At 57.0% G+C, this 24812-nt stretch carries 21 protein-coding genes; 19 read left to right on the top strand and 2 right to left on the bottom strand.

The features are described from left to right. The first annotated feature begins 1 nt into the window (after nt 1). Nucleotides 2-793, top strand: a complete 792-nt coding sequence (gene dsbG, locus BLU11_RS01840; RefSeq protein WP_269433228.1) for a thiol:disulfide interchange protein DsbG — start codon at nt 2-4, stop codon at nt 791-793. 87 nt (nt 794-880) lie between these two features. Further along, nucleotides 881-1669, top strand: coding sequence for an enoyl-CoA hydratase (locus BLU11_RS01845; protein ID WP_197674244.1), 789 nt, complete (start codon nt 881-883; stop codon nt 1667-1669). Nucleotides 1670-1698: 29 nt separating this feature from the next. Here BLU11_RS01845 and BLU11_RS01850 read toward each other — a convergent pair whose 3' ends face one another. Next, nucleotides 1699-2718: a GlxA family transcriptional regulator gene (locus BLU11_RS01850; protein ID WP_090271783.1), complete on the bottom strand. Its 1020-nt coding sequence runs from the start codon at nt 2716-2718 to the stop codon at nt 1699-1701. Nucleotides 2719-2842: 124 nt separating this feature from the next. Here BLU11_RS01850 and BLU11_RS01855 point away from each other — a divergent pair, with 124 nt between their 5' ends. Next, a complete protein-coding gene (locus BLU11_RS01855) occupies nt 2843-3736 on the top strand; it encodes an MBL fold metallo-hydrolase (RefSeq protein WP_090271784.1) in 894 nt (297 codons plus the stop codon). Between the two features lie 115 nt (nt 3737-3851). On the opposite strand, the gene BLU11_RS01860 is transcribed toward BLU11_RS01855, so the two are convergent. Further along, complete coding sequence (locus BLU11_RS01860) at nt 3852-4904, bottom strand: helix-turn-helix domain-containing protein (RefSeq protein ID WP_231702252.1); 1053 nt, start codon at nt 4902-4904, stop codon at nt 3852-3854. A 366-nt stretch (nt 4905-5270) separates the two neighbouring features. On the opposite strand from BLU11_RS01860, the gene exaC reads away from it, so the two are divergent. The 16 genes from exaC (at nt 5271) to BLU11_RS01940 (ending at nt 24779) form a co-directional block, all read left to right on the top strand. Then, nucleotides 5271-6791 carry an acetaldehyde dehydrogenase ExaC gene (exaC, locus tag BLU11_RS01865; protein WP_090271786.1) on the top strand — a complete coding sequence of 507 codons (1521 nt, stop codon included), beginning with the start codon at nt 5271-5273 and terminating at the stop codon, nt 6789-6791. Nucleotides 6792-7096: 305 nt separating this feature from the next. Beyond that, the gene (peaA, locus tag BLU11_RS01870; RefSeq protein WP_090271787.1) at nt 7097-8713 is read left to right on the top strand and encodes a quinohemoprotein amine dehydrogenase subunit alpha; all 1617 of its coding nucleotides are present in this window, start codon (nt 7097-7099) and stop codon (nt 8711-8713) included. 18 nt (nt 8714-8731) lie between these two features. After that, nucleotides 8732-10165: a quinohemoprotein amine dehydrogenase maturation protein gene (gene peaB, locus BLU11_RS01875; protein WP_090271788.1), complete on the top strand. Its 1434-nt coding sequence runs from the start codon at nt 8732-8734 to the stop codon at nt 10163-10165. Continuing rightward, entirely contained in the window at nt 10162-10479 is a 318-nt protein-coding gene (gene qhpC, locus BLU11_RS01880; protein WP_090271789.1) for a quinohemoprotein amine dehydrogenase subunit gamma, read from the top strand. Before peaB ends, qhpC begins: the two co-directional genes overlap by 4 nt. Nucleotides 10480-10537: 58 nt before the next feature. Then, nucleotides 10538-11653: a quinohemoprotein amine dehydrogenase subunit beta gene (gene peaD, locus BLU11_RS01885; protein WP_090271790.1), complete on the top strand. Its 1116-nt coding sequence runs from the start codon at nt 10538-10540 to the stop codon at nt 11651-11653. Between the two features lie 78 nt (nt 11654-11731). Next, nucleotides 11732-13378 (top strand): ABC transporter ATP-binding protein, encoded by a 1647-nt coding sequence (locus tag BLU11_RS01890; RefSeq protein ID WP_172828657.1) that lies wholly within the window; start codon nt 11732-11734, stop codon nt 13376-13378. After that, entirely contained in the window at nt 13375-14040 is a 666-nt protein-coding gene (qhpE, locus tag BLU11_RS01895; RefSeq protein ID WP_090271792.1) for a subtilisin-like serine protease QhpE, read from the top strand. Before BLU11_RS01890 ends, qhpE begins: the two co-directional genes overlap by 4 nt. Continuing rightward, on the top strand, nt 14037-16175 hold the full coding sequence (ccsA, locus tag BLU11_RS01900) for a cytochrome c biogenesis protein CcsA (RefSeq protein WP_090271793.1): 2139 nt from the start codon (nt 14037-14039) through the stop codon (nt 16173-16175). The genes qhpE and ccsA overlap by 4 nt, the downstream gene beginning before the upstream one ends. Further along, entirely contained in the window at nt 16172-17488 is a 1317-nt protein-coding gene (gene qhpG, locus BLU11_RS01905) for a flavin-dependent monooxygenase QhpG (RefSeq protein ID WP_090271794.1), read from the top strand. The genes ccsA and qhpG overlap by 4 nt, the downstream gene beginning before the upstream one ends. A gap of 133 nt (nt 17489-17621) precedes the next feature. Further along, nucleotides 17622-19565: an acetate--CoA ligase gene (gene acs / locus BLU11_RS01910; RefSeq protein ID WP_090271795.1), complete on the top strand. Its 1944-nt coding sequence runs from the start codon at nt 17622-17624 to the stop codon at nt 19563-19565. A 110-nt stretch (nt 19566-19675) separates the two neighbouring features. Further along, nucleotides 19676-20557 (top strand): SDR family NAD(P)-dependent oxidoreductase, encoded by an 882-nt coding sequence (locus tag BLU11_RS01915; RefSeq protein ID WP_231702253.1) that lies wholly within the window; start codon nt 19676-19678, stop codon nt 20555-20557. A 13-nt stretch (nt 20558-20570) separates the two neighbouring features. Continuing rightward, complete coding sequence (locus BLU11_RS01920) at nt 20571-21041, top strand: nuclear transport factor 2 family protein (RefSeq protein ID WP_231702254.1); 471 nt, start codon at nt 20571-20573, stop codon at nt 21039-21041. 139 nt (nt 21042-21180) lie between these two features. Next, a complete protein-coding gene (locus tag BLU11_RS01925) occupies nt 21181-21627 on the top strand; it encodes a PaaI family thioesterase (RefSeq protein ID WP_090271796.1) in 447 nt (148 codons plus the stop codon). A gap of 89 nt (nt 21628-21716) precedes the next feature. Further along, complete coding sequence (gene xerD, locus BLU11_RS01930) at nt 21717-22634, top strand: site-specific tyrosine recombinase XerD (RefSeq protein ID WP_090271797.1); 918 nt, start codon at nt 21717-21719, stop codon at nt 22632-22634. A gap of 47 nt (nt 22635-22681) precedes the next feature. Next, nucleotides 22682-23401 carry a bifunctional protein-disulfide isomerase/oxidoreductase DsbC gene (gene dsbC / locus BLU11_RS01935; RefSeq protein ID WP_090271798.1) on the top strand — a complete coding sequence of 240 codons (720 nt, stop codon included), beginning with the start codon at nt 22682-22684 and terminating at the stop codon, nt 23399-23401. A gap of 70 nt (nt 23402-23471) precedes the next feature. Next, on the top strand, nt 23472-24779 hold the full coding sequence (locus tag BLU11_RS01940) for a homoserine dehydrogenase (RefSeq protein WP_090271799.1): 1308 nt from the start codon (nt 23472-23474) through the stop codon (nt 24777-24779). Nucleotides 24780-24812: the final 33 nt, after the last annotated feature.

The raw sequence follows: 24812 nt of genomic DNA on the forward strand, positions 1-24812 counted from the left end.
CATGTTTTCACACGTTATATTTCGCCAACGCCCAGGGGTTACTTTCGGCCTAGCAGCCGGCCTGATTTTGGTGGCGGGCTGTTCTCAAGCGGAGAGTACGGACACGCCCCAGGTCGTGAAGGCGCTGGAGGCCCAAGGTCTGACCATCGTTCAGGAGTTCGATGTGAGCGGTGATCTGCGCGGATTCGCCGGCGTGGCAGGCGATCAGCCCATTGCGGTCTACGTTACCAGCGACGGCAAGGCGATTGTCGGCACGCGGCTGGATGCCCAGGGGCAGTCGGTCGATGCCGCTACGCTCCAGGATCTGGTGGCCAAACCGATGAGCGAAAAAACCTGGGCGCAGCTGGAAGCCGCCACTTGGGTCTTGGACGGCGATGCCGATGCACCCCGTGTGGTCTATACCTTCAGCGATGCAAGCTGCCCCTACTGTCACCGCTTCTGGGAAGCGGCCCGCCCCTGGGTGGATTCGGGCAAGGTGCAGCTGCGCCATCTGTTTGTCGGCGTCATCAAAGCGGACAGCCCCGCCAAGGCGGCCGCGATCCTCGAAGCGCCTGATCCATCAGCGGCATTATTGGAAAACGAAAAGAACTTCGCTCAAGGAGGAATCACGCCGGCGAAGGGCGTTTCGAATAATGTGCAAAAGATTCTTGACGAGAATCAGATGCTCATGCACGCCAACGGCTTCCGCGGAACACCGGGCATCATAGTTCAGCAAAGCGATGGCCTGATCAGGAAGTTCAACGGCATGCCGCAGCCGGGGCAGTTGGTTGAGGTGTTAGGTTCGCGAGAATAACGGGGTAGAGTAGCAAATCCCTGCCGAGGGTGAGTAAATGAGGGACGCAATATAATCTGCGGGCCATTTCGGTATTGGAGATGCTAGATGAACATGAATCGAGCCAGTGAGCCGCTACTCAGAGAAAATGACGGCGGCATAGTCACTCTGCAACTGAACCGTCCATTGCAGTTCAATGCCTTGTCGGAAGAGCTGCTTGATGCGCTGCAGCGTGAACTTGATGTCATCAGCAAGGACCCGCAGGTGCGCTGCGTTGTGCTGTCAGCTGCCGGTAAGGCGTTCTGCGCCGGGCATGACTTGCGCGAAATGCGCGGGCAGCCCGAGCTTGATTATTACAAGGCGCTTTTTGCCCGTTGCAGCCGGGTCATGCAGGGAATTCAGCAGCTGCCGGTGCCGGTTATCGCGCGTGTTCAGGGTGTGGCAACAGCAGCAGGTTGCCAGTTGGTAGCGAGCTGCGACCTGGCGATAGCAGCGGAGTCGGCACGTTTCGCTGTCTCGGGCATCAACGTGGGCTTGTTCTGTTCGACGCCGGCGGTGGCTCTGTCGCGCAACGTTTCTTCCAAGCGCGCCTTCGACATGCTGGTGACAGGACGCTTCGTCAACGCTGCCACTGCGGCGGATTGGGGACTGATCAACGACGCGGTCGCCGATGAGGACCTGGACGCCGCGGTGGCAAGGAAAGCTGCAGAGATTCTCGCCAAGAGCCCCACCGCCGTTCGCTACGGCAAGGCGATGTTCTACCGGCAGAAACAGATGGAACTGGCCGATGCCTACGCCTACGCCAGCGATGTCATGGCGCAGAATATGATGGAGGAGGACGCCTGTGAAGGTATTGATGCCTTCCTCGAAAAGCGTCAGCCTCGCTGGCGTTCCTGATAATCAACGGATGGTGAGGTAATCCGGGTTCAACCGGGAGCTCTGACAGTCGGTTTGAACGGGGCTGGTGCAATCAGTGTCGCGCCTTCAGGCGCACTGTCACGAAAGGTGCGCCGGTAGTGCGAGGGTGAGGTGCCCAGCTGCGTGGCAAATTGCTGTCTCAGTGACAAGGCCGTGCCAAAACCAACCTCCGCGGTGATGCGCTCGATCGACAGGTCGGTGGTCTCCAGCAACTGTTGTGCTCTGGCGACGCGCTCGGTGTTCAGCCACTGAGTGACAGTGGTGCCGGTCATGTCCCGAAAGCGCCGGGTAAAGGTGCGGCGGCTCATATTGGCCACATCAGCCAGGGTGTCTAGGGATAGCGGTTCCGACAGGTTTGCGCGTGCCCATTCCAGCAGGCCGGGCAGGCGGTTGTCGCCGGGTAGTTGTTGTACGGGGCGTTCAATATATTGCGCTTGCCCGCCCTGTCGGTGTGGTGGTGTAACCAGCAATCTGGCCGTGTGATTGGCCACCTCGCTGCCGTGGCGTTGCCGCACCAGATGCAGGCAACAGTCAATCGCAGCGACCGTTCCCGCCGAGGTAATGATGTTGTCATCAGCCACATACAATACATCCGGGCGGAACACCGCCTGCGGAAAGCGCCGAGCAAACACCTCGCGCGCCGCCCAGTGGGTGGTTGTTTCCTTCCCATCGAGCAGACCCGCATCACCCAGTACAAAGGCGCCAAGGCACAAACCCACAATCAGCTTGCCCTGGGCATTGGCTTGCTGCAGCGCAGCGGCGAGCTCGACCGGCGCGGGCAGCTCAGCATCACTCCACGCCGGAATGATGATGATGTCGGCTTTTTCCATGGCTTCCAGGCCATCGGGGACTTGGATCACCATACCCTGATCACTGGTTATGGGGCCGGGTGTCAAAGTGCAGTAGCTCAAGTTATAGCGCGGAAAGCCGGATAAATCATCATCCGCACCGAAAACCAGGCCCGGTACGGAAAGGTGGAACAGACTCACGCCTTCAAAGGCCAGAACAGCAACGTGAACATCAGACATGGGCACACCTGTAAGCAATGATTGGCCTGATTGTAGCGTTTATTGGCGTGTGGGCCACTTTTGCCAGTGTGCTGGAAACGTCAGAATAGCGACTACTCGTCATCAACAATTATTGGAGTAGCACATGTCTATCAAAATCCTCGCCAGTTCCCTTGCTTTGGCAATCAGCCTCGCCTCCGGCGTGGCATTCTCCCAGGCAGCTGCGACCGATACCTCGGCAGCGGCCCAGGAAGCTGTGCAGCTGCAGCAGATTCGCAATGCTACTGTGAAAATCACCTACGCTGACACGACCTTCCTGATCGACCCGATGCTGTCAAAGACAGGCACCTACCCCGGTTTTGAAGGCACCTATCGCAGCGAGTTGCGCAATCCGCTGGTAGACCTGCCTATGTCGGAGCAGGACGTGATTGATGGCGTCGATGCGGTTATCGTCACTCATACCCATCTGGACCACTGGGATGATGCGGCGCAGAAGTTTCTGCCCAAGGATATTCCGCTGTATACGCAGCATCAGGCTGATGCCGACATGATTCGTTCACAGGGCTTTACCGATGTGCGGGTACTGTCTGATAAGGCCGATTTTGGTGGCGTGACTCTGACCAAGACTGGCGGTCAGCACGGCACGGATGAAATGTATGCCTTGCCTGAATTGGGGGCCTTCCTTGGTGACGCCATGGGCGTGGTGTTTCAGGCACCCGGTCACAAGACACTCTATCTGGTAGGCGATACCATCTGGCGCGATGAAGTTGATCAGGCGCTGGCTGAATACCAGCCACAGGTCATCGTCCTGAATGCGGGATATGCAATGCTGAATGGCTTTGACGATTCCATCATCATGGGCAAGGACGATGTACTGCGCGCCACCCAGGTGGCGCCGGACGCCGCGATAGTGGCCACCCATATGGGTGCCATCAACCATATGGCCCTCAGCCGTGAAGAACTGAAGAAATATGTCGAGGAAAACGGCATCCAGGATCAGGTTGAGATCCCGGAAGACGGTGCTTCTATCGACTTCTGATCAGACAGGGCTGTCTGTCCAATACAGGCAGCTTTTTTCAATTCTCACTTCCCGCGTGCATTGATAAATCTGTTTCAGCACCAGCACCGCGGTTCGCGATGAGCATCAACAGACTCTAGCCCGGGCGTAAGCCACGACGCAGCGTCACGGATGGTGTCTCCCCGAACAGTGCCTTGTAGTAGGTGCCAAACATCCCCATATGCCAGAAGCCCCAGCGAGCAGCAACCTCACTTATCAGAACCCTGCCTGGTGGAGTAGTAAGAAGCTCCTGACGTGCGCCATGCAGCCTGATATAACGTAAAAATGCTACTGGGCTTATGGATAGGACTTTCTGGAACGCATAGTGAAGCGTTCGGCGGCTGATACGCAGTTCTTGGCATACTTCAAGTACCGTAGGGGGGAGATGTTTATTCGAAAGCATATACTCCCTGGCCTTTTCGACAATATGCCGGTGGACGAACTGTCCCGGGTTGCCCGGCTGGACATGGCCTAAAGTCTCAAGCCCGACTATTAGGGTGTTCATTATGTCGCTGAACAAAACTTGGCGTACTCTCGTATCATTTAAAGAGTATGGGTTGTTGGAAACACCTTCGAATATATGATGCAAGCTGTAGCGGAGGCTTTGACAGAGCTGTTGTGATGCTGGCGCTACGCCGCTGAGCTGATAAAGATGCTGTACATTAATTTCGGTAAAATCCTCTATGTACTGGTTAAGTGCATTAAGATCCAGAACGGCGACATAAATGTCAGAACTGGACGGAGTTCTGAACCTTAATTCAGAGTTTGGTTTGAGGAAGAATAAAGAGTCGCTCACCAGCTTGTCGCCACTCCAGAAGCCCTCACCTTCAATATTTACCGGGATTCCAACAACAAAGCTATTAGGCCATGGCTGACCCTGCTGGTCGACGGCTTTATCCATTCTTTCGCGAAACAGTTGTATTGGGCCAAGAGATATATCACTGAGTGAGCCATGAAAAGCCCCTTCGCTGATCTGCAGATACTCTTGATGCCATTTGGGTAAGGCCTGTGCTTGCAAAAAAACATCACTTGTTTCTATAACGGTGAAAGACGCCTCGGCAGGTGGCTGAGTAGCGCTTGGGGTTGGTGTTTCGCCTATATTTATATTTAAACTCATTGGCTTTGTTCTCATCGACCATTCAGTGATCACATTCCTCAATCTACCTCGCTGCTCTCGTTAAGCAGCTGTTTTGATTGGGTCTGCAGTGTTTCAGCAGGCCAAGGAAGTCCTTCTGGTAATCGGTTGGATTGTAATTTACCACGAAATGTAACGCCGAGCACCTGCTGGTCTAAACTCTGCTAAGTCGCCTCTATATAGCATCGCCCACAATGAGAAATAGACAAGAGCTAATTGGTGAGCGGCCATCAGCTGTTGCCGATTCTTGATAATTTCAGGACTGTTTATGCCATTTCACGATAAAGGCTTTGTCTTGCGCTGGATATTATTCTGGTTGGGTGCTTTGTTTCGTCCATTGATATACACCGGTCAAGAATAAAAATCAGAGAGGAATACATAATGCTTTATATTAAACCTGGTCACCCTGGCTCGCTGGTTCAGCTCAAGCCGCGCTACGGAAACTTCATCGGTGGGGAATTCATGGTGCCGGCCGATGGCGAGTATTTTACTAATACCTCACCGGTGACGGGTGAGGTGATTGCTGAATTTCCCCGTTCTAAGGCTGCGGACATCGACAAGGCACTGGATGCCGCTCATGCAGCAGCGGATGCTTGGGGTAAGACTTCGCCACAGGATCGTGCGCTGGTTTTGTTGAAGATCGCTGATCGCATCGAAGCCAACCTGGAAATGCTGGCCGTCGCTGACACCTGGGATAATGGTAAGGCCATACGTGAAACGCTGAATGCTGACGTACCGCTGGCCGCCGATCACTTTCGGTACTTCGCCGGGTGTATTCGCGCCCAGGAAGGTAGCGCAGCGGAAATCAATGAACACACCGTTGCATATCATTTCCATGAGCCATTGGGTGTGGTTGGGCAAATCATTCCATGGAACTTCCCCTTGTTGATGGCTGCGTGGAAATTGGCTCCGGCCCTGGCTGCCGGTAACTGCGTCGTACTCAAACCGGCTGAGCAGACGCCGCTCTCCATGAGCCTTTTTGCAGAGCTGGTTGGTGATCTATTGCCGCCGGGCGTTCTGAACATCGTTCAGGGCTTCGGCAAGGAAGCTGGAGAGGCGCTGGCTACCAGTACGCGCATTGCTAAAATCGCCTTCACCGGCTCGACACCGGTTGGCGCACACATCATGCATTGCGCCGCTGAGAATATCATCCCGAGTACCGTGGAGCTGGGTGGTAAGTCGCCGAATATTTTTTTTGAGGACATCATGAGTGCGGAGCCGGAGTTTATTGAGAAAGCCGCCGAAGGTTTGGTGTTGGGCTTCTTCAATCAGGGTGAGGTCTGTACCTGTCCGTCACGCGCCTTGGTCCAGGAGTCCATCTTCGAGCCGTTCATGAATGAGGTGATGAAAAAAATCAAAAAAATCAAGCGTGGCGACCCTCTGGATACCGAAACCATGGTTGGTGCTCAGGCCAGTGAGCAGCAGTTCGAAAAAATCCTTTCCTACCTGGACATTGCTCAGGAAGAAGGTGCGCAGGTGCTCACTGGTGGTGAGGCGGAGAAGCTCGAAGGCGGATTGGCTAGTGGTTACTACATTCAGCCAACCTTGCTCAAGGGAGATAACAGCATGCGTGTGTTCCAGGAGGAAATCTTCGGGCCAGTGATCGGTGTGACCACGTTCAAGGATGAGGCCGAAGCTCTGGAGGTCGCTAATGATACGGAGTTCGGTCTCGGTGCGGGGCTCTGGACGCGCGATATGAATCGTGCCTATCGCATGGGGCGGGGTATCAAGGCTGGTCGCGTATGGACCAACTGCTATCACCTGTATCCGGCACATGCGGCGTTCGGTGGTTACAAGAAGTCTGGCGTCGGTCGCGAAAATCACAAGATGATGCTCGATCATTACCAGCAAACCAAGAACCTGTTGGTCAGCTACGACATCAATCCGATGGGCTTTTTCTAAGTCATGATCGCGGCTTTCTGAAGAGAGGGCCGCGGCAAGACTGGAAATGTGTATATGTTACGTTCCGCTCTTATTAGGATCTGTACGAAAAGTGCCTGCGCTCGGCGACTTTTCGTACAGACCCTAATGTTGCCGAATTACGATAGCCAACACGGCTTCATTGCCCAAATGCGATATCGGTCTGAGCGCTCTCACTTGTAACCTTAATACGTCACTGACTGAACCTTGAGTGGGCCTTTTGGCCCATAGCCACAGTCGGCCCTAACTACTACTACACCTGCTAATAATAAATTAGGGAGCTAACAATGCGTGCGCAAAGTGCATGTTTAACACTCCTGCGACCGCTGGCGCTATGTATAGCGACAGTAGTTGCCTCCGGGCTGGTCAATGCCGACCCAGTATCCGACGCCAAAGCCTTGCTCAACACCAAGTGCATGGCCTGTCATGTTCCCGTCGAAGGTAAAGGGTTGGATCGGATCGATGCCTCCCGTCGTACGCCCGAAGGTTGGGACATGACCATCGAGCGAATGATCGTGGCACATGGAGTCAGGGTCTCTGCAGAGGAACGACAGACGCTGGTGAAATATCTGGCTGATACCCGTGGTTTGGCACCGGAGGAAACTGCGGATCGCCGTTACCTGCTGGAACGTGATTTTACACTGATAGAAACCCCCGATAACAAGTTGGTCCACGAGACCTGCGGTCGTTGCCACTCCGAGGGGCGCATTGCTCTGCAGCGCCGTACCGAAGACGACTGGCGCAAGCTCGCCCACTTCCACGTCGGCCAGTATCCGGTCATTGAGATTCAGGCTGGTGGTCGAGACCGTAATTGGTGGGAGATCGCGTCCAAGGAAGTGCCGCCAATTCTCGGCAAGCTCTATCCCAATATATCTGACAGCTGGAAGCAGTGGCAGCAGCATAAGTACGCCAGTGCGGAAGGTTCCTGGCGCATCGTAGGCCATCGTCCAGGTTGGGGGGCTTATGAAGGGGTGGCGACTATCGAGGCAGATGACGTCGCCGATCATTATAAACTGGATATGCAGTTGACATATGCCGATGGTCGCAAGGAGCGCGCGCAGGGTAATGCGGTTGTCTATACCGGTTATGAGTGGCGTGCCACCGTCAAGCAAGGTGATGAAGAGGTTCGTCAGGTGTTCACTCTTTCACCGGACGGCCAGACGTTGTCGGGCCGTTGGCATCAGGCTGGAGTGAACTCCCTCGGCGGTGATTTGCAGGCCGTACGTAATGGTCCGGATTCGCCCACACAGCTGCTGGCAGTTGATCCAAGCCATATCCGTGCAGGTACGATGCAGCGTGTCACCCTGTACGGCAACAATTTGTCCGGTGATATAAATCTGGGCTCCGGCATTGAGGTGGTGAAGGTTATTGAGCGCTCCGCAGACAAAGTGATTATTGAGGCGCGTGCTGCTGCTGGTGCTGAGGAGGGTATGCGTGCTGTGGGCGTGGGCAAAGCTGGTTTGGAGCAGAGTTTGGCACTCTATCAGAAGGTTGACTTTCTGAAGATAGAGCCGGGTGAGGCCATGGCTCATATTGGAGGGAACGGTGGCCCGGTTCCGAAGATTCCCGTGCAGTTTGAAAGCGTGGGCTATGCCTACGGGCCGGACGGTAAGCAGGGTACGGATGATGATATTCGTCTTGGCTATTTCCCGGCTACCTGGTCGGTTGACAACCTGAATGAGAATGCCATGCAAATGCGGGATGTCGAGTTCGCCGGTAACCTGCAGCCGGGTGGCCTATTTATTCCTGGTGATGCTGGCCCCAATCCTAAGCGCAAGTACGGCACTAATAATACCGGTGAGTTGAAGGTGACCGCGGTGGTTGATGATGCCGGGCGTGCTGTCGAGGCAAGTAAGCCTTTCGTGGTGACAGTGCAGCGCTGGAACGACCCACACATCCGTTGATAAACCAGGAGCGACGCTATGAGTGCGCTTTATTTAAATCGTTATAGTTTTCACGATGTCAAGCTGGAAGGGCGTCGGGTGCTGTTTCATATCCCGTCCAGCGGTTTGTTTGAACTGGATGAGTTGGGTGGGTCTCTGATCGACTTTCTCAAAGAGAACGAGCAGATAACGTTGGATGGTGTGCAGCAGCGTTTCGACGGTCAGGCTGCATCGGCGGATATCACGCAGACGCTGGATAGTTTTCGTGAGCTGTCGATTATTGGCGACGAACCGGGTATGCCGGATCCTGGAATGAAGGTAGAGATCCGTCAGTTTCCAATCAGTACCGTGGTTTTGAACGTCAATACGGGCTGCAACCTGAGTTGTACCTACTGCTACAAAGAGGATCTTGCTGTCCCTACCAAGGGCGTACGGATGAACTTCGAGACGGCCCGCAAGAGCATAGAATTGTTGCTGAAGGAAGGTGCTCCCAATGACCGGCTGAATGTGATTTTCTTCGGCGGTGAACCCTTGAGCAATCTGCCCTTGATCAAGCAGACCGTTGAGTACACAGAGCGGCGTTGTGCGGAGGAGGGCAAGCTGGTCGATTTCTCGATGACCACCAACGCCACAATGCTTACTGAAGATATTGTCGACTATCTGGATAGTCACCGTTTCGGCATCTCAATCAGCATGGATGGGCCGCAGGCGGTACATGACCGGCGACGTATTACCGTCAGCGGCCAAGGTACCTATGCGGTAGTTGCTGCCAAGGCACGGATGCTCCTTGAGCGTTACCGCTCGAAACCGGTAGGTGTGCGTGTCACCTTGACGGCTGGCTATACCGACGTACAAGCCATCCATGAGCATCTGAAATACGATCTCGGTTTTTTTGAAGTCGGTGTTGCGCCCGCTACTTCTGGGCCAGTGACGGTGTTCAATCTGAGCAGTGACGAATTGCGCGAAGTCTTCGATGGGATGATGGCATTGGGTCGGGATTATCGTGATGCCGCACTGGAGGGACGCAACAATGGTTTCTCCAATATGCATCAGTTGATGAGCGACCTGTACGAAGGACGCAAAAAGGCACTGCCCTGTGGGGCCGGTGTTGGCCTGCTGGCGGTGGATCACGACGGTGACCTGAACCTCTGTCATCGTTTTACCGGTTCCGATATGCCGCGTTTTGGCAACGTCGATGATGGCATAGCCAAAGAAGCGCTGGGTAGCTTTCTGGAGAGTGCTACCAGTCGCGTTGATAAGGGTTGCTCGACCTGCCGTATCCGCAATTTGTGCGCGGGTGGCTGTTATCACGAATCTTATGCGCACTTCGGAGATCCGCTATCGCCAACATATCACTACTGCGATCTGATGCGGGAGTGGGTGGATTTCGGCATCGAGATCTATGCGGAGATTCTGCAGAAGAATCCCCAGTTCTTCAAAAAGCATCTGAGCACTCGGAGTGTCCAGCTATGAACCATATGAAGCCTTTAAACATGAAAGCTCACCTGGTCGAGGTGGCGATGGAAAGTGGCGATACCGAGGAGGTCGTAGCCATGGCAGCGGTGGTTGGCTGCTCGACTACCTTCGACCCAGGTTGGGAAGTTGACCCATTCCTCGGCGTAGCCGGTCTGTGTCAGCCAATGGAAGCTGACCTTTATGGTTGTGCTGATCCCTGCTGGTGGCCGGCACAGGTTCCGGACACGCTACATAACTACACAGACTGGGGAGCCGGGAAGGACGCAGCGATGGAGGATTGGGCTGACCTGCAATCGGTCTTCCCCAAGTAAGCCACGCCAACGTATTCGGCCTGAGCAGTCTGCGCTGCTAGGCCAAGAGGGAATCATAATGAACAATAAGAAGTATTCGCGCTTGTATAGCGGCTTGTTACTGGGTGGTGCAGGGCTGGGTTTGAGTTTCCTGACTCAGATGGCGGTGGCTGATACGAAGGACTATCTGGTCACTGCGGCACGCCCAGACAAGGTGATTGTCGTAGATGTGGAAGCCCGAGAGGTATACAAGACTCATACAATCCCCAACACGGCGCAGGGGACCAGTGTTGCTGGACTGACGGTTTCCAAGGATGGCAAGGTAGCCTACATGATCCATAACCGTTGGGAAACGGTATCCGGTATTGACCTGGAGAGTGGCGAAGAAGTGTTTCGTGCCGAGCTTTCCTCTCCGGGAATACGTGGCAAGGCTCACTTTGCTATCGATGTCAGCCCGGACGGCAAGGAGCTGGCAGTACATGTCAACCCGACACGTCTGAAGCTGGCGGAATACGAGGTGCTGGATACCTATATCGCCATCTATGATACCAGCGACGGAGTGGGAGCTGTACCGGTGCGTAAATTGGATGCACCGCGTAGAACCACTACTCTGGCCTACTCACCGGATTACGAACGACTGTATGCTTTCAGCTGGGATATGCTCGTACTCGACCCACAAACTGGCGAACAGATTGGCATGCACCCCTGGAAAGGCTGGACGCGCGAAGGCTTTGGTGAGCCGGATACGCTGTCGGTGTCACCGCAGTTCGAGCAGGCAAACGAGTTCGCCACTCCGTACTTCATCAACTATACCGACGAGAATGGTGAAACCTCGATAAAAGCGGGTGTCTGGTCCCTGGATCTGGCCAAGGATACGGTACGTTTCAGCGAATTCGAGGCGCCTTTGGTGATGCCCTTTTCGACTGTTATCAACCCGGTTCGGCGTAACGAGGCTTACACAGCCTACACCCAGTTGACCAAAACGGATATAGACACGGGTGAGATGCTCAAGCGTATAGATCTGGATCGTACTTTTTATACGGTTCAGGTATCGAGTGATGGCAAAGAGTTGTACATCGGCGGTACGGTGAATGAAATTGCAATCTATGACAGTGAAACGCTGGAATCGAAAGGCAAGATCGTCATCAGCGAGGGGGATCAGGTGCTGAGTTCCCTTCGCATGGTGCAGCGCTGAATCGCTAGCATGCGTCTTTTTTCTGCTCGGGGGGAGGGCATGCCGCTTGGCATGCCCTCCCAACAAAGTGACGGAGACATGTGGCGCTGGGTAATGACCTTTGCTGCCCCCCACTGGCGCCGATTCATGCTGATCCTGATGCTTTCGTTGCTGGTGGCAGCTGGCGGGTTGGCACAACCTTATATGACCAAACTGCTGATTGACGATGGTATCCTCGCCAAGCGTTTTGATTTCCTGATCTGGAGTGTAGCAGCCCTAGTGGGGCTGGCCTTGGTCTCTTCCTTGCTGGGGGGGCTGACCCGTTATCTATATGTCGAGGCTTCCGCGCTGGTATTGCACGGTATACGCGAAGCCATGTTTGCTCACTTGCTGCGGCTTTCTCCCGACTTTTATACGCGGGTTCGACAGGGCGACATCCATGCACGTCTCGAAGGTGATATCGGTGAGCTGCAACGCTTCATAATCGATTCCTTGCTGAGCCTGGTCAATAACAGCTTTCTGTTGATTGGCTCGGTTCTCATTCTGGCATGGATGAGCAGTGAGCTGGTTGTACTGTTATTGGTGGTTTTGACTCTTAATGCGCTTTTTCTGCGTTTCATTCGTCCCCGTATCGAACGTCTGACGCGCGTCGCGCGCGAATGCGGCTCCGATATAGCGGCCTTCTTCGTAGAGATTCTCGGCATGGCCAAGTGTGTGCAGTCCTTCAATGGCCAGCGCCGCGAGGGTGAGCGTCTGGGGACGCTGCATGACTCACTGCGCATGGCCACTTTGCGCCTGCAGGTGGTCGGGTACCTGGCTGGAGCTGTGCCAGGCTTGGTGCTCTCGTTGAGTATCAGCGTGGTGTTTCTGGTCGGCGGGTATCGTATTGGCGAAGGGAGCATGACCCTGGGTACGCTGATCGCCTTTGTCACCTATATGCAGCGGGCCAGTGGGCCCGCGCAATCGCTTATGGGTTTGTATGTTGCTTATCAGCGTGCCCGCGTCAGCCTAGCACGTGTCCGTGAGATTTCCGCTGAGCGCCCTGCAGTGCAATCGCCGGATGCTGCGCTGCGCGTCGCTGTGAAAGGGCCTGGAGATCTATTACTGGAGGGCGTGAGCTTCGGTTATCCCGGCACCGGGATAACCATCCTTAAAACGCTTGACTGTCATATCCCGGCGGGTAGCCGAGTGGTAATCCGCGGCGCCTCGGGGGCTGGAAAATCGACACTGGTCGACCTGCTGCAACGCCACTTCGACCCCGAGCACGGGCGTATTCTGCTGGATGGAGAAGACATGCGTCACCATGACCTGCAGCAGCTGCGAAGCAGGGTAGTGGTGGTGTCTCAGGAGACCCAGCTGTTCTCATGCAATCTACTGGAGAACATTCGCTACGGATGCCACCAGGCAAGCGACGAGGAAGTGTTGGCGGCGGCAAAGGCTGCGGGTCTGAATGAGTTTGCTGAGGATCTTGAAGTCGATGTGGGGCAGCGGGGTATGCGTCTGTCTGGGGGGCAGCGGCAGCGTGTTGCGTTGGCCAGGGCGATTTTGCTGCGGCCGGACATTTTGATCCTTGATGAAAGCACCACCGGACTCGAGCTGCATCTGGAGCAGCAAATCCATCAGAAAATCGATCTGTTGTTCGCAGGACGAACACGGATATTCATCAGCCACAGGGCTCTCAGCGATGAGCGCTTCGATATCGTTGTGGCGCTTGATCATGGTCAGACCGTGGAGAGCGTTTCATGAGCGTTCGTATCGGCATCATCGACAGCGGCGTTAGTGAAGCGCTATACGGTCATGTTCGGGTATCGCGTCGTTTCGACGGCCTACCGGGTAATGCCCCGGCTCAACCGGACAGTGTCGGACATGGCAACAGGCTGGCCAGGCTTATTCTGCAGTCGTGTCCGGAAGCCGAGTTGCTGATAGCGCAGGTTTTCCACAATCAGGGCCGTTCGCCAGTATCGCGGGTTGCCGAGGCGCTTGACTGGCTGGTGGAGGAGGGGGCACAAGTAATCAATATGAGCTTTGGACTCGCCGGGTCTGCTGTGCTCCTGCATGACGCCTGCCGGCGGGCGGCGGCTAGGGGGAGGCTCCTGGTCGCCTCGGCACCGGCTATTGGTGGGATTGTATTCCCGGCGGCGCTGCCAGAGTGTCTGGCAGTAACCGGCGATGCGCGTTGTGCTGTTGACGAAGTTTCCTGGCTGGGACAAGCCCACGCAGACTTGGGTGCCTGTCCGATGCTGGTGCCGGGCCAGCCGGAACACGGTGGTGGCTCCAGTTTTGCTTGTGCCCGGGTGTCTGGTCTGGTTGCACACATTATTGCCCGCGAAGGCATTCCGTCTTCACAGATACCGGCGTACCTGCGCCAGACCGCGCATTACGTGGGTGTCGAGGAGCGCAGAGGATGAAGAGCTGTCAGCGTGTGATGCCCCTGTTGGTGACTGCGGGCTTCTGCCTGATGATTTTCCTGGCTCCGAGCGCTGGAAACGCGTTACTCGCGGGGGTGGCAGTGCTGCTGGTGTGGGGTACGCTCGTGCCGGGTTGGCGTGTTATTGCCTGGCGAGCAGCAACGGGTGCCCTTGTCGGCAGTTGCCTGGCCCTGATGTTGCTGCTGGCTACGGATAGCTTCGGTGTTCGTTACGTCTGGCTTTACAGTAGTGAAGCGCTTCCAACTTACCTGAAGCTGGCCAATCTGTGGGGTGGGGACGAGGGCACGATACTGTTGTTGGCGCTATTGATCATGCCGGCAGCTATGCGCCATGTCGATTATCCTGGTTTTGAGGGAAGCAGCAGCGGGCTGATCGCCGCTTGGTACGTGGCCAGTGCCGCCTGGTTCGGGCCGTTCACCGCGACGCCGGAGGAGTGGCTTGCAGCTCAGTCCAGTCAGGGCATGAACGCGCACTTGCAGAGTATATGGATGGTCTTGCACGCGCCACTGATCCTGGCTGCATACGCCTGGACGCTGGCCCCTGTTGGGGCGGCTATCCAGGCGCTGAGAGCGGTGCCCAGCGGTTACGCAAATAAAGCGCTGGTATACGGTCGTCGTGCCTGGTGGTTGCTTACCGCCGGGATAGGCTTCGGCATGATCTGGGCTCTGCAGGACTTTACCTTCGGTCAGCTATGGCACTGGGATCCGGTACAGACCAGTATCTTCATCGTCTGGGCGCTGCTCGGCGCGATTCTGCATGGGGTGCGACGTTGGCGTGATACCGGCACCTTTGGCCGCGTATTGCCGGTACTCAGCCTGTTGCTGGCAGCTAGCACCTGTATGGCCATGGCTGTAACCCGGAGCGAGGTGCTGGCCAGTTCTCATCGTTATATCGGTACCACTTCCTGGCTGAATCATTTATCGCTGGCGTTATTGTTTCTCTGTTGTGCCTTGTGCTTCTCGTGGCGTCGCCGGCAGAACAGCCAGGAGCAGAAAAGCAAGCGGCTAGACTGGACACTGCGCCTGTCGGTGCTGAGCTTTTCAGCAATGGCAATGCTGGCTGCTGTGGCGCTGATGCAGGCTCATCTGCGGCAATGGCTGCAGATTGAAAAGACAGATGAACAGAAGCCTTTCTTCGAGACGCTGAGCCGGTGGGCCGATTCCAATGAAATTGCCCGTTTTGAACAGGCGTTTGCGCAGTGGGACATGGATGGTTATGCACTGGCACGCTGGTTGTTGCCCCCTCTTCTGGTTATGGGGTTGGTCGGTGGGTACACCTTCCTGCGCCGGGCGTTGTTCCCCACCTTGGCTGGCTTCGGGACCGTGTTCGCCGTGGCTATCTGTCTGTTTCTGGCATGGCAGGGAGGTTGGCTGACTGAGCATTACACGGGCAGAGGGGTGCTGTCCCAGCATATTGTCAGGGTACTGCCGTGGTTCGATGCTGCTCTGGCTGCCGCACTGTTCTTGCTGCTTGCCTGCTTGTTGTGGTGCGTTATCAGTGTCTGGCGTAGCCGCCGGCTTGGTACGCTTCGTTTCACGGGTAGCCTCGCGCTGATTCATGGTGGTGCTGTCGTTGCGCTGGTCGGTGGCTTGGCCGCAACAGCTCTGAATAGCTATCTGCCGATCCTGTTGCAAGATGGTGAGGCATTGGGGCAATGGCGTTATATGACAGAGGACATGCAAGTGCGCGTGCTGCCTGCGTCCAGTCATTCGGATTACTCGGGTTTTCGTGCCGTGGCGCAGGTTGAGATCAGGCACGATCATGAGGTAGTGCAGGGCCAGGCACTCTTCCAGGATGCTCGCCAGTTGCCTCCGGGCTACCAAGGGCCGGTACGCCAGCTCTGTGAGATTCTGGATTACCGCTATGCCCGGCATGCGGGTGACCCCGGATACATGTTGCACCCTTTCATCATCCGTAGCTGGTTGGCTGACACCCAGGTATGGGTGCCAGCTTCAGCGGGGCTTATGTCAGCCTCTGATGTTGTGAGCACAACTGACGAAACTCTGGTAGTGGTACGCCGTTATCCGCTGGTATCGCTGGTATGGGGTGGTTTCATCGCGATGTTACTGGGTGCGTTGTTACTGCCTCGCCGCCGCCTGGAGAAAACAATATGAAGCAAGTTGTGGTAATGGGTGCCGGTCCGGCTGCGGTTGTCACCGCTATTATTCTCAAGCGGATGGGGTATGAGGTTCTGGTCGTGGGGAAAGCCCGGCGAACTACTTATCTGGAAGGCGCTTCGCCTCGGGTTGCAGAAGGGCTGGCGCGTGTGGGATGCCGGCAGGCGCTGGCATTACTTGGGGCACGCTGGCAGCGAGGGGCGGCATGGGGCGGTGAGTATCGTGAGATTAACGGTGAGCATGTCATTGATCGACGTTCGCTGGATGAGGCTCTGCTTGGTGATCTGGCGGATGCTGGCGTGAGCTTTGTCGACGCACGGGTACTGAGTCTTTCATGGGAGGGGGAGCATTGGCAGGGGACTGCGGAAGGTGACAGTGGAGAGTCGGTCAAATTCAAGGCGGGCTTTCTGGTAGAGGCTCGTGGCCGCAACGCGCCCAAGTATGCATCGGATATATACACTGGTCCTCTCAGCATAGCTCTGATCGGCAGTTTTCAGGGGCGGGCAGGTGGCGAACCCCGCACGCTGACTGAGGCCTTTGAAGAAGGTTGGGCCTGGGCAACCATCGATTCTCAAGGGGCCTGCAGCCTGCAACTGATAATAGATCATGCTTGTCTGGATGCCCCCCTGAATGACTTGCATGAGCGGTTGCGCCCTCACCTGAGTTTGATTCCGCAGCAATTGGGCCCGCTTTTGCCGTTGGGTCCGGTGATGTCTCGAGGGATTCAGCCGGTGCTCCGTGGTGGGCTCATCGACCGTACTTTTCTGCGAGTGGGCGATGCCGCATATAGCTGTGATCCGCTATCCGGGCATGGAATGTACGAGGCTATCTCTGGAGCCTTCGCTGCCGCGCCAACGATCAACACATTGCTTACAAGGCCGGATCAGGAGGAGCTTGCTTGCCGTTTTTATCGCGAGCGAGCGCAATCGCTCTTTCACCAGCGGCTGGATATGGCAACCGAGTTCTATCTGGGTGAGACGCGGTGGCCGGAGCAGACGTTCTGGTGCAATCGCCAGAAAACAATCAATGCTGTCAGCCAGGGGTTATCCGCAGCTTCATACGCTCAGGTGGTTTCTACGCCAGTGGTGGAGGATGGTCTGATCGTCGAAAGAGAAGTGCTGGTCACAATGGCGCACCCCCGTGGAGTACGTTTTGTAGCCGGAGTTGAGGTGGTCAGTTTGCTCAAGGCAATCAGGGCCGAGCCAATAGAGCCCGGTGTTGACTCGTTGGCGCAGCGCTTGTCAGTTGCTCCAAAGCAGATAGCTGCTGCATTGGCATGGTTGCAGCAGGAGCCTGAAATCGTGCGTTGAATCTCGGTCGGCCAAAGGTCTCGGCACAGTTTGATGACAATCCCTTCAGTGACGGCTTCTGTGCGCTGTATGCGTAACGAGGTTCGGATAAATCAGTTCGCTAGTTAATGAAGATAATAATAGAGGAAGATCCATGTACAAGATTCAGAACCACAAGGTATCCGAGAATCAGCTCCGTCAAACCCATCTGGACCAGGATGGCTATGAGCGCATGTACCGCCAGTCCATCGAACAGCCGGACATGTTCTGGGCTGAACAGGCCAACCGCTTCGTCGAGTGGATGCAGCCCTGGAGCAAGGTCCACGAGAGCAACATGGAAAAAGGCGAAGCCGCCTGGTTTGTTGATGCCAAGCTCAACGTCAGCGTCAACTGCATTGACCGTCACCTGAAAACACGTGCGGATCAGACGGCCATTATCTGGGAAGGCGACGACCCCAACGACTCCCGCTACATCACCTACCGCGAGCTGCATGAAGAAGTCTGCCGGCTAGCCAACGTGCTCAAGGAGCGTGGCGTCAAGAAGGGCGACCGCGTATGCCTGTACATGCCGATGATCCCCGAAGCGGCCTTTGCCATGCTGGCCTGCGCCCGTATCGGCGCCGTGCATACGGTGGTATTTGGTGGCTTCTCCCCTGAAGCGCTGCGCGATCGGATTCAGAACGCAGAATGCGACGTGGTGATCACCGCCGACGAGGGAGTACGTGGCGGCAAGACAGTCCCGCTCAAGCAGAATGTCGACAAGGCGCTGACCGCCTGCCCCAACGTGCACACCGTAGTGACCGTCAAGCGTACCGGTGCGGACGTTGCCTGGGACGAACAAAAGGACGTCTGGTATCACGAAGCCTGCGCCCAGGTCAGCAAGGAATGCACACCTGAACCCATGGACAGTGAAGATCCGCTGTTCATCCTTTACACCTCCGGCTCCACCGGCAAGCCCAAGGGTGTTCTGCATACCACGGGCGGCTATCTGGTCAGCGTCGCGCTGACCCATCATTATGTGTTCGATTACCACGACGGCGAAGTCTTCTGGTGTACCGCCGACGTTGGCTGGGTCACCGGTCACTCCTACATCGTTTACGGTCCCCTGTGTAACGGCGCCACCACGCTGATGTTCGAAGGTGTCCCGACCTACCCGACTGCCTCACGTTGCTGGGAGGTCGTCGACAAGCACAAGGTCAACGTCTTCTATACCGCGCCCACCGCCATCCGCGCGCTCATGGCGCTGGGTGAAGAGCCGGTCAAGAGTTCCTCGCGTGAATCCATACGCCTGCTTGGCAGTGTCGGAGAACCCATCAACCCGGAGGTCTGGGAATGGTATTACCAGGTGGTCGGTGACAGCCGCTGCCCGATCGTCGACACCTGGTGGCAGACCGAAACCGGCTCCATCCTGATCGCTCCGCTGCCGGGTGCCTGTGGCCTGAAACCCGGCGCCGCCATGCGCCCGATGTTCGGTGTGGTACCCGCACTGGTGGATAACGAGGGCAATGAACTGGACGGCGTAGCGGACGGCAACCTGGTGATCAAGCAGTCCTGGCCGAGCCAGATCCGCACCGTCTACGGCGATCATCACCGGTTGATCGAAACCTATTTCAGCACCTACAAGGGTGTCTACTTCACTGGTGACGGCGCTCGGCGCGATGCCGACGGTGATTACTGGATCACCGGTCGCGTGGATGATGTGCTGAATATCTCCGGCCACCGCATTGGCACCGCCGAGGTGGAAAGCGCGCTGGTGTTAAACGATTACGTCGCTGAAGCAGCGGTGGTCGGTTGCCCGCACGACATCAAAGGCCAGGCCATTTACGCCTATGTCATGCCGATGAAAGGGGTGACCCTGACCGATGAGGTGATGGCCGAGCTGAAAGTAGCCGTCAGCGAGCAAGTGGGCGCCTTTGCCAGACCGGACTTCATTCAACCGACCACCGGCCTGCCGAAAACCCGTTCCGGCAAGATCATGCGACGTATCCTGCGCAAAATCGCCTGTGATGAGCTGGATACCCTGGGGGACACCTCGACGCTGGCCGATCCGGGCGTGGTCGATGAGCTGGTTGAACATCGCCTGAATCGGGGGCGATAAAAGAAGTATTGCAACGCAGCACGGTGGCGATCTGTCGTCCGGACAGACGATGTCATTACTGCTATCAAGCTATAGAACAGAGGCTGAACTTCTTTCACGGGAGCAGTTGCATGGCGTCGATGCAGGCGGATATTGCAGTAGTCACTGGGGCCAGCCGGGGTGTGGGTAGAGGGATTGCGGTCGCGTTGGGGCGGGCCGGGATGACGGTGTATGTCACGGGGCGAACGCTCAGTGGTCAGGGCCAGGAGCAGGTCAATGGCCAGGTGCTGGGCGGCAATCTGGAGGAGACGGCGGCGCTCGTGACTGCGGCCGGCGGCTGCGGTATTCCGGTTCGTTGCGATCATGCCGATGATGCCCAGGTAGTCAGGCTGTTCGAGCGGGTCGAGGCGGAGCAGGGGCGGCTCGACCTGCTGGTCAATAATGCGACCTTTCTCCATTACCAGCTGGTCTCTCCAGGTCCTTTCTGGGAGAAGGACCTGGGCATGGTGGATATGCTCGATGTGGGCCTGCGTTCGGCTTATGTCGCCAGCTATTACGCTGTCCCGCTGCTGCTCAAATCCCCGCGGGGTCTGATCACCTTTATTTCGTCCTACGGGGCCAATTGCTATATGCATGGCCCGGCCTATGGCGCGCAGAAGGCTGGGTGCGACAAGCTGGCCGCCGACATGGCGGTGGACCTGGAGGGCACTCAGGTTGCTGCGCTGTCTTTGTGGCTCGGCTTGCAACACACCGAGCGCAGCGCGCTGGTCGGAGCGGGAAGTGGTGTGGATTATTCAGCTTTCCTGGCGCAGGCGGAAACGCCTGAATTCAATGGTGGTGTCATTCACGCGCTATTGAATGACCCGACCTTGGCGCAGTTGAGCGGGCAGACGCTGATTACCGCGGAGCAGGCCGCGCGCTACGGCATTGTGGATACCGAGCAGCGCCGGCCGGCGTCAATGCGACAACAGTTGGGTGGGCCGGTGCCCGTACACCCGGCACGGATCGGATAGGGGATAGGCAAGCATGCAACAGGCAAGCATGGCGGTGCTGGAGCAGCGCCTGCAGCAACTCGAGGCGCTGGAACAGATTCAGCAACTCAAACACCGATATCTCAATGCCTGTGATCGCAAGGATGTGGAGGAGATCCGCGAGTGTTTCGCGCCGGGACCTATATTGATCGATTACGGCGTGCTCGGCGTATTCCATGATCGCGACAGCTTCATGGCGCTTTATACGCGTCTGGCCTGTCAGCCGAATGTCATCGATCTGCACCACGGGGCCAATCCGGAAATCGTTCTGGAGTCGGCGACCGAGGCGCGCGGTCGATGGGCTTTGTACTATTTTAATCTGGATGCGCAGACCGGTCTTACCCGTCAGCTCGGTGGGCAGTATGAAGACCGCTATCGGCTGACCGAGATGGGTTGGCGCATCATTGAAACCCGCTCACGGCTCCACTCAATCGTTGAGGGGCGCAATTTGGCTACGCCGGACTAGAAGGCCCGGCAGATACCCGTTGTGCTCAGAACCTCCCGGATAAGCGGCCCCTGTTCCGGCTCCGCTAAAGGCTCTATGCTCATTCGGCATACTTAACACCTTACATCCTCAGTGGAGCCTGATCTCCGGGAGCAAGCCGATGTCCGCAACAAAACAAGAAATAGCGACCTTCATGGCCGCGGAGTTCCCCCAAAGCAAATGCATAGTCGAGGCCGTTGGTGATGGCCGGGCAACCGTGTCACATAAGGTCGGGTCGGATGAGCTGCGTCCGGGCGGGACTGTGTCGGGCCCGGTTCTCATGGGGGTGGCTGATGTTGCACTGTATGTGGCCATTCTCGGCGAGATCGGCATAGTGCCATTGGCGGTCACCACCAGCCTGACCGTCAATTTCCTGCGTAAACCTTCTGCCGATGCGCGCATTCTCGGTGAATGCAAGCTCATCAAGGTGGGGCGCTTGCTCGCGGTGGGTGAGGTGTCGTTGTATTCGGAAGGCTCGAGTGATCCGGTGGCGCACGTTGTTGGCACCTATGCCATACCGCCGCAGCGGGAAGGGCTGATCAAGGAAGGCAAAAAATTGGACGTGTGAGTGACGTTTACGTGAAGGTCTCGGCGGGCGGTTTTTGTTGCCTGCGACAAAAGCCTCTATGATGTCGGACGAACTTGTCCGAGACCCGCATGAATACGCCCGCACCCTGCCTGCCCAGCGAAGAGGATCTGCGCGCCATTGGCCGTTATCTGGACAGCCTGTGGCTGGAGCGCGGTCTGGCAGCCAATTCGCTGGATGCCTACCGCACTGATCTTTCGCTGCTGGCCGGTTGGCTGAAGGGGAGGGGCGGGTTGTACAAGGCCAGTCGGCCGGACCTGATGGAGCATCTGGCCTGGCGCATCAACTCCGGTTATCAGGCGCGCTCCACGGCCCGTTTGCTGTCCTGTCTGCGCGGTTTCTATCGGCATGCGCTGCGTGAAGGTTTGATAGTTGAAGACCCAACCTTGGATATAGCCATGCCGCGGCTCGGCAGGCCGCTGCCGGACTCACTCAGCGAGGCGGATGTGGAAGCCTTGCTGGCGGCGCCGGATATCGATGACAGCCTGGGACTGCGTGACCGCTGCATGCTGGAAGTGCTGTACGCCTGCGGCTTGCGCGTCAGCGAGCTGGTTGGTTTGCGGCTGGATCAGGTGAACTTGCGTCAGGGCGTACTGCGCATTAACGGCAAGGGTAACAAGGAGCGCCTGGTGCCGCTCGGGGAAGAGGCGCTGGCCTGGATCGAGCGCTATTGTGCCGCGTCGCGTCCGGCGTTGCTCAAGGGCCAGCCCAGTGATGTGCTGTTCCCCAGTCGTCAGGCGCGGGAGATGACCCGGCAGACCTTCTGGCACCGGATCAAGCTGCACTCGCAGCAAGCGGGTATCCGCAGTGCGCTGTCGCCGCATACTCTGCGGCATGCCTTTGCCACGCACCTGCTCAATCATGGCGCTGACTTGCGGGTGGTGCAGATGCTGCTCGGCCACAGTGATCTGTCCACCACGCAGATCTATACCCATGTCGCGCGGCATCGGCTGCGTGAGCTGCATGCCAGTCATCATCCCCGTGGGTGAGAAAACCGTTTCATGATAAGCTTGCTCGTCTTCAAGAGGATTGATTAATGCGACTGAAATACCTGACGGCCGGCCTGCTGGCGCTGTGCGCGACACAGTCCTGGGCTGATGCGGAGCAGAGCATCCGCCAGAGTCTGGACCAGCTGAATTTTCCGATGGCAGTTTCGGCGATTTCCGAGACGCCGATCAATGATCTGTATCAGATCCAGCTGGACAACGGTCGCGTGCTCTATGGCAGTGGTGACGGCAAGTATCTGGTGCAGGGTGCGCTGATCGCCGTGAATGATGGGCAGCCGCGCAATCTGACTGCTGAGGTCGAGGCCAAGGCCATCAGTGAGGTGATCAATGGTATTCCGGCCGATGAGCTGGTGGTGTTTGCTGCCGAGCAGCCGAAAACACACATCACCGTATTCACCGATGTGGACTGTGGCTACTGCCGCAAGTTACATGAGGAAATCGGCGAGCTGAACGGGTTGGGAATCGAGGTGCGCTATGCGGCCTTCCCCCGTGCAGGCGCCAATAGCAAGACCGCCGAGGTCATGCAGTCGATCTGGTGTGCCGACGATCGGCAGACCGCGATGACCCGTGCCAAACAGGGCAAGTCGGTGACACCGGCAACCTGTGATAACCCGGTAGATGAGCAGTATGCGCTGGGAGCTCAGGTTGGCGTGCAGGGCACCCCGGCTATCTTCATGGCCAATGGCTCACTGGTGCCAGGGTATAAGCCGGCCAGGGATCTGGCGGCAGAGGCTATTGCCAACAAATAAGATCTTCATCCGTGAATGAGCGGATTCGAAGCATCCATCACAACACAGAGAATACAGTGGGGACCTTAGTTTGAAACCGGTCAAAGTAGGTATATGTGGTCTGGGCACCGTTGGTGGTGGCACGTTCAATGTTCTGCAACGCAACGCACAGGAGATTGCCCGCAGGGCAGGACGGGTGATCGAGGTTGTCCAGATTGCCACCCGGCACCCGAACCCAGCCTGCAATGTCGGTGACGATACTCAGGTCACTGATGACGTCTTTGCCGTGGTCAACAACCCCGAGATCGATGTTGTCGTCGAGCTGATCGGCGGCTATGGTCTGGCGCTGGAAATCGTCATGCAGGCGATTGCCAACGGCAAACACGTGGTCACTGCCAACAAGGCGCTGATCGCTGTGCATGGCAATGAGATCTTTGCTGCCGCACGCGAGAAAGGGGTCATGGTGATGTTCGAAGCGGCCGTCGCTGGCGGCATCCCGATCATCAAGGCGCTGCGCGAAGGGCTGGCGGCCAACCGCGTACAGTGGTTGGCGGGCATCATCAATGGCACCGGCAACTTCATTCTCACTGAAATGCGTGACAAGGGCCGGACCTTTGCCGATGTGCTGGCTGAAGCGCAGGCGCTGGGCTATGCCGAAGCCGATCCGACCTTCGACGTGGAAGGCATCGATGCAGCGCACAAGCTGACCATTCTGGCATCGCTGGCCTTTGGTATTCCGCTGCAGTTCGACAAGGCTTACACCGAAGGCATCACCAAGCTGACCACCGCTGACGTGAACTACGCCGAAGCCTTCGGTTATCGCATCAAGCATCTGGGTATTGCCCGACGCACCGAGCAGGGCGTCGAGCTGCGCGTGCATCCGACACTGATTCCCGCTGACCGTCTGCTGGCCAATGTGCATGGCGTGATGAACGCGGTGATGGTCAATGGAGATGCGGTTGGTTCGACGCTGTATTACGGCGCGGGCGCCGGTGCCGAGCCTACTGCGTCGGCGGTGGTGGCAGACATCATCGACGTGGCGCGTGCTCTGGCTACTACTCCGGACTGTCGCGTACCGCACCTGGCTTTCGGTGCAGATGTGTTGTCGGATCTGCCGATCCTGCCAGTTGGCGAGGTGGAAACTGCGTACTACCTGCGTCTGCAGGCCCAGGACCGCCCCGGCGTACTGGCACGGGTAGCGAGCATCCTGTCCGAGCGCGGCATCAATATCGAATCGATCATGCAGAAGGAAGTCGAGGAGCAGGACGGTCTGGTGCCGATCATCATCCTCACTCACCGCGTCCGCGAGCAGCGCATGGACGATGCCATCGCCGCGATGGAAGCACTGGATGAAGTGGCCGGGCCGCTGATGCGGATCCGGGTTGAACAATTGGATTAATCAGCGGCAAGCGTGAAGCTTGACGCTCAAACC

It is taken from the genome of Halopseudomonas litoralis, from assembly GCF_900105005.1.
Classification (GTDB): domain Bacteria; phylum Pseudomonadota; class Gammaproteobacteria; order Pseudomonadales; family Pseudomonadaceae; genus Halopseudomonas; species Halopseudomonas litoralis.

Bases quoted from the DNA above. Each gene is read 5' to 3' on its own strand.
- dsbG (WP_269433228.1), top strand. From the start codon at position 2: ATGTTTTCACACGTTATATTTCGCCAACGCCCAGGGGTTACTTTCGGC.
- BLU11_RS01845 (WP_197674244.1), top strand. From the start codon at position 881: ATGAACATGAATCGAGCCAGTGAGCCGCTACTCAGAGAAAATGACGGC.
- BLU11_RS01850 (WP_090271783.1), bottom strand. From the start codon at position 2,718: ATGTCTGATGTTCACGTTGCTGTTCTGGCCTTTGAAGGCGTGAGTCTG.
- BLU11_RS01855 (WP_090271784.1), top strand. From the start codon at position 2,843: ATGTCTATCAAAATCCTCGCCAGTTCCCTTGCTTTGGCAATCAGCCTC.
- exaC (WP_090271786.1), top strand. From the start codon at position 5,271: ATGCTTTATATTAAACCTGGTCACCCTGGCTCGCTGGTTCAGCTCAAG.
- peaA (WP_090271787.1), top strand. From the start codon at position 7,097: ATGCGTGCGCAAAGTGCATGTTTAACACTCCTGCGACCGCTGGCGCTA.
- peaB (WP_090271788.1), top strand. From the start codon at position 8,732: ATGAGTGCGCTTTATTTAAATCGTTATAGTTTTCACGATGTCAAGCTG.
- qhpC (WP_090271789.1), top strand. From the start codon at position 10,162: ATGAACCATATGAAGCCTTTAAACATGAAAGCTCACCTGGTCGAGGTG.
- peaD (WP_090271790.1), top strand. From the start codon at position 10,538: ATGAACAATAAGAAGTATTCGCGCTTGTATAGCGGCTTGTTACTGGGT.
- BLU11_RS01890 (WP_172828657.1), top strand. From the start codon at position 11,732: ATGTGGCGCTGGGTAATGACCTTTGCTGCCCCCCACTGGCGCCGATTC.
- qhpE (WP_090271792.1), top strand. From the start codon at position 13,375: ATGAGCGTTCGTATCGGCATCATCGACAGCGGCGTTAGTGAAGCGCTA.
- ccsA (WP_090271793.1), top strand. From the start codon at position 14,037: ATGAAGAGCTGTCAGCGTGTGATGCCCCTGTTGGTGACTGCGGGCTTC.
- qhpG (WP_090271794.1), top strand. From the start codon at position 16,172: ATGAAGCAAGTTGTGGTAATGGGTGCCGGTCCGGCTGCGGTTGTCACC.
- acs (WP_090271795.1), top strand. From the start codon at position 17,622: ATGTACAAGATTCAGAACCACAAGGTATCCGAGAATCAGCTCCGTCAA.
- BLU11_RS01915 (WP_231702253.1), top strand. From the start codon at position 19,676: ATGGCGTCGATGCAGGCGGATATTGCAGTAGTCACTGGGGCCAGCCGG.
- BLU11_RS01920 (WP_231702254.1), top strand. From the start codon at position 20,571: ATGCAACAGGCAAGCATGGCGGTGCTGGAGCAGCGCCTGCAGCAACTC.
- BLU11_RS01925 (WP_090271796.1), top strand. From the start codon at position 21,181: ATGTCCGCAACAAAACAAGAAATAGCGACCTTCATGGCCGCGGAGTTC.
- xerD (WP_090271797.1), top strand. From the start codon at position 21,717: ATGAATACGCCCGCACCCTGCCTGCCCAGCGAAGAGGATCTGCGCGCC.
- dsbC (WP_090271798.1), top strand. From the start codon at position 22,682: ATGCGACTGAAATACCTGACGGCCGGCCTGCTGGCGCTGTGCGCGACA.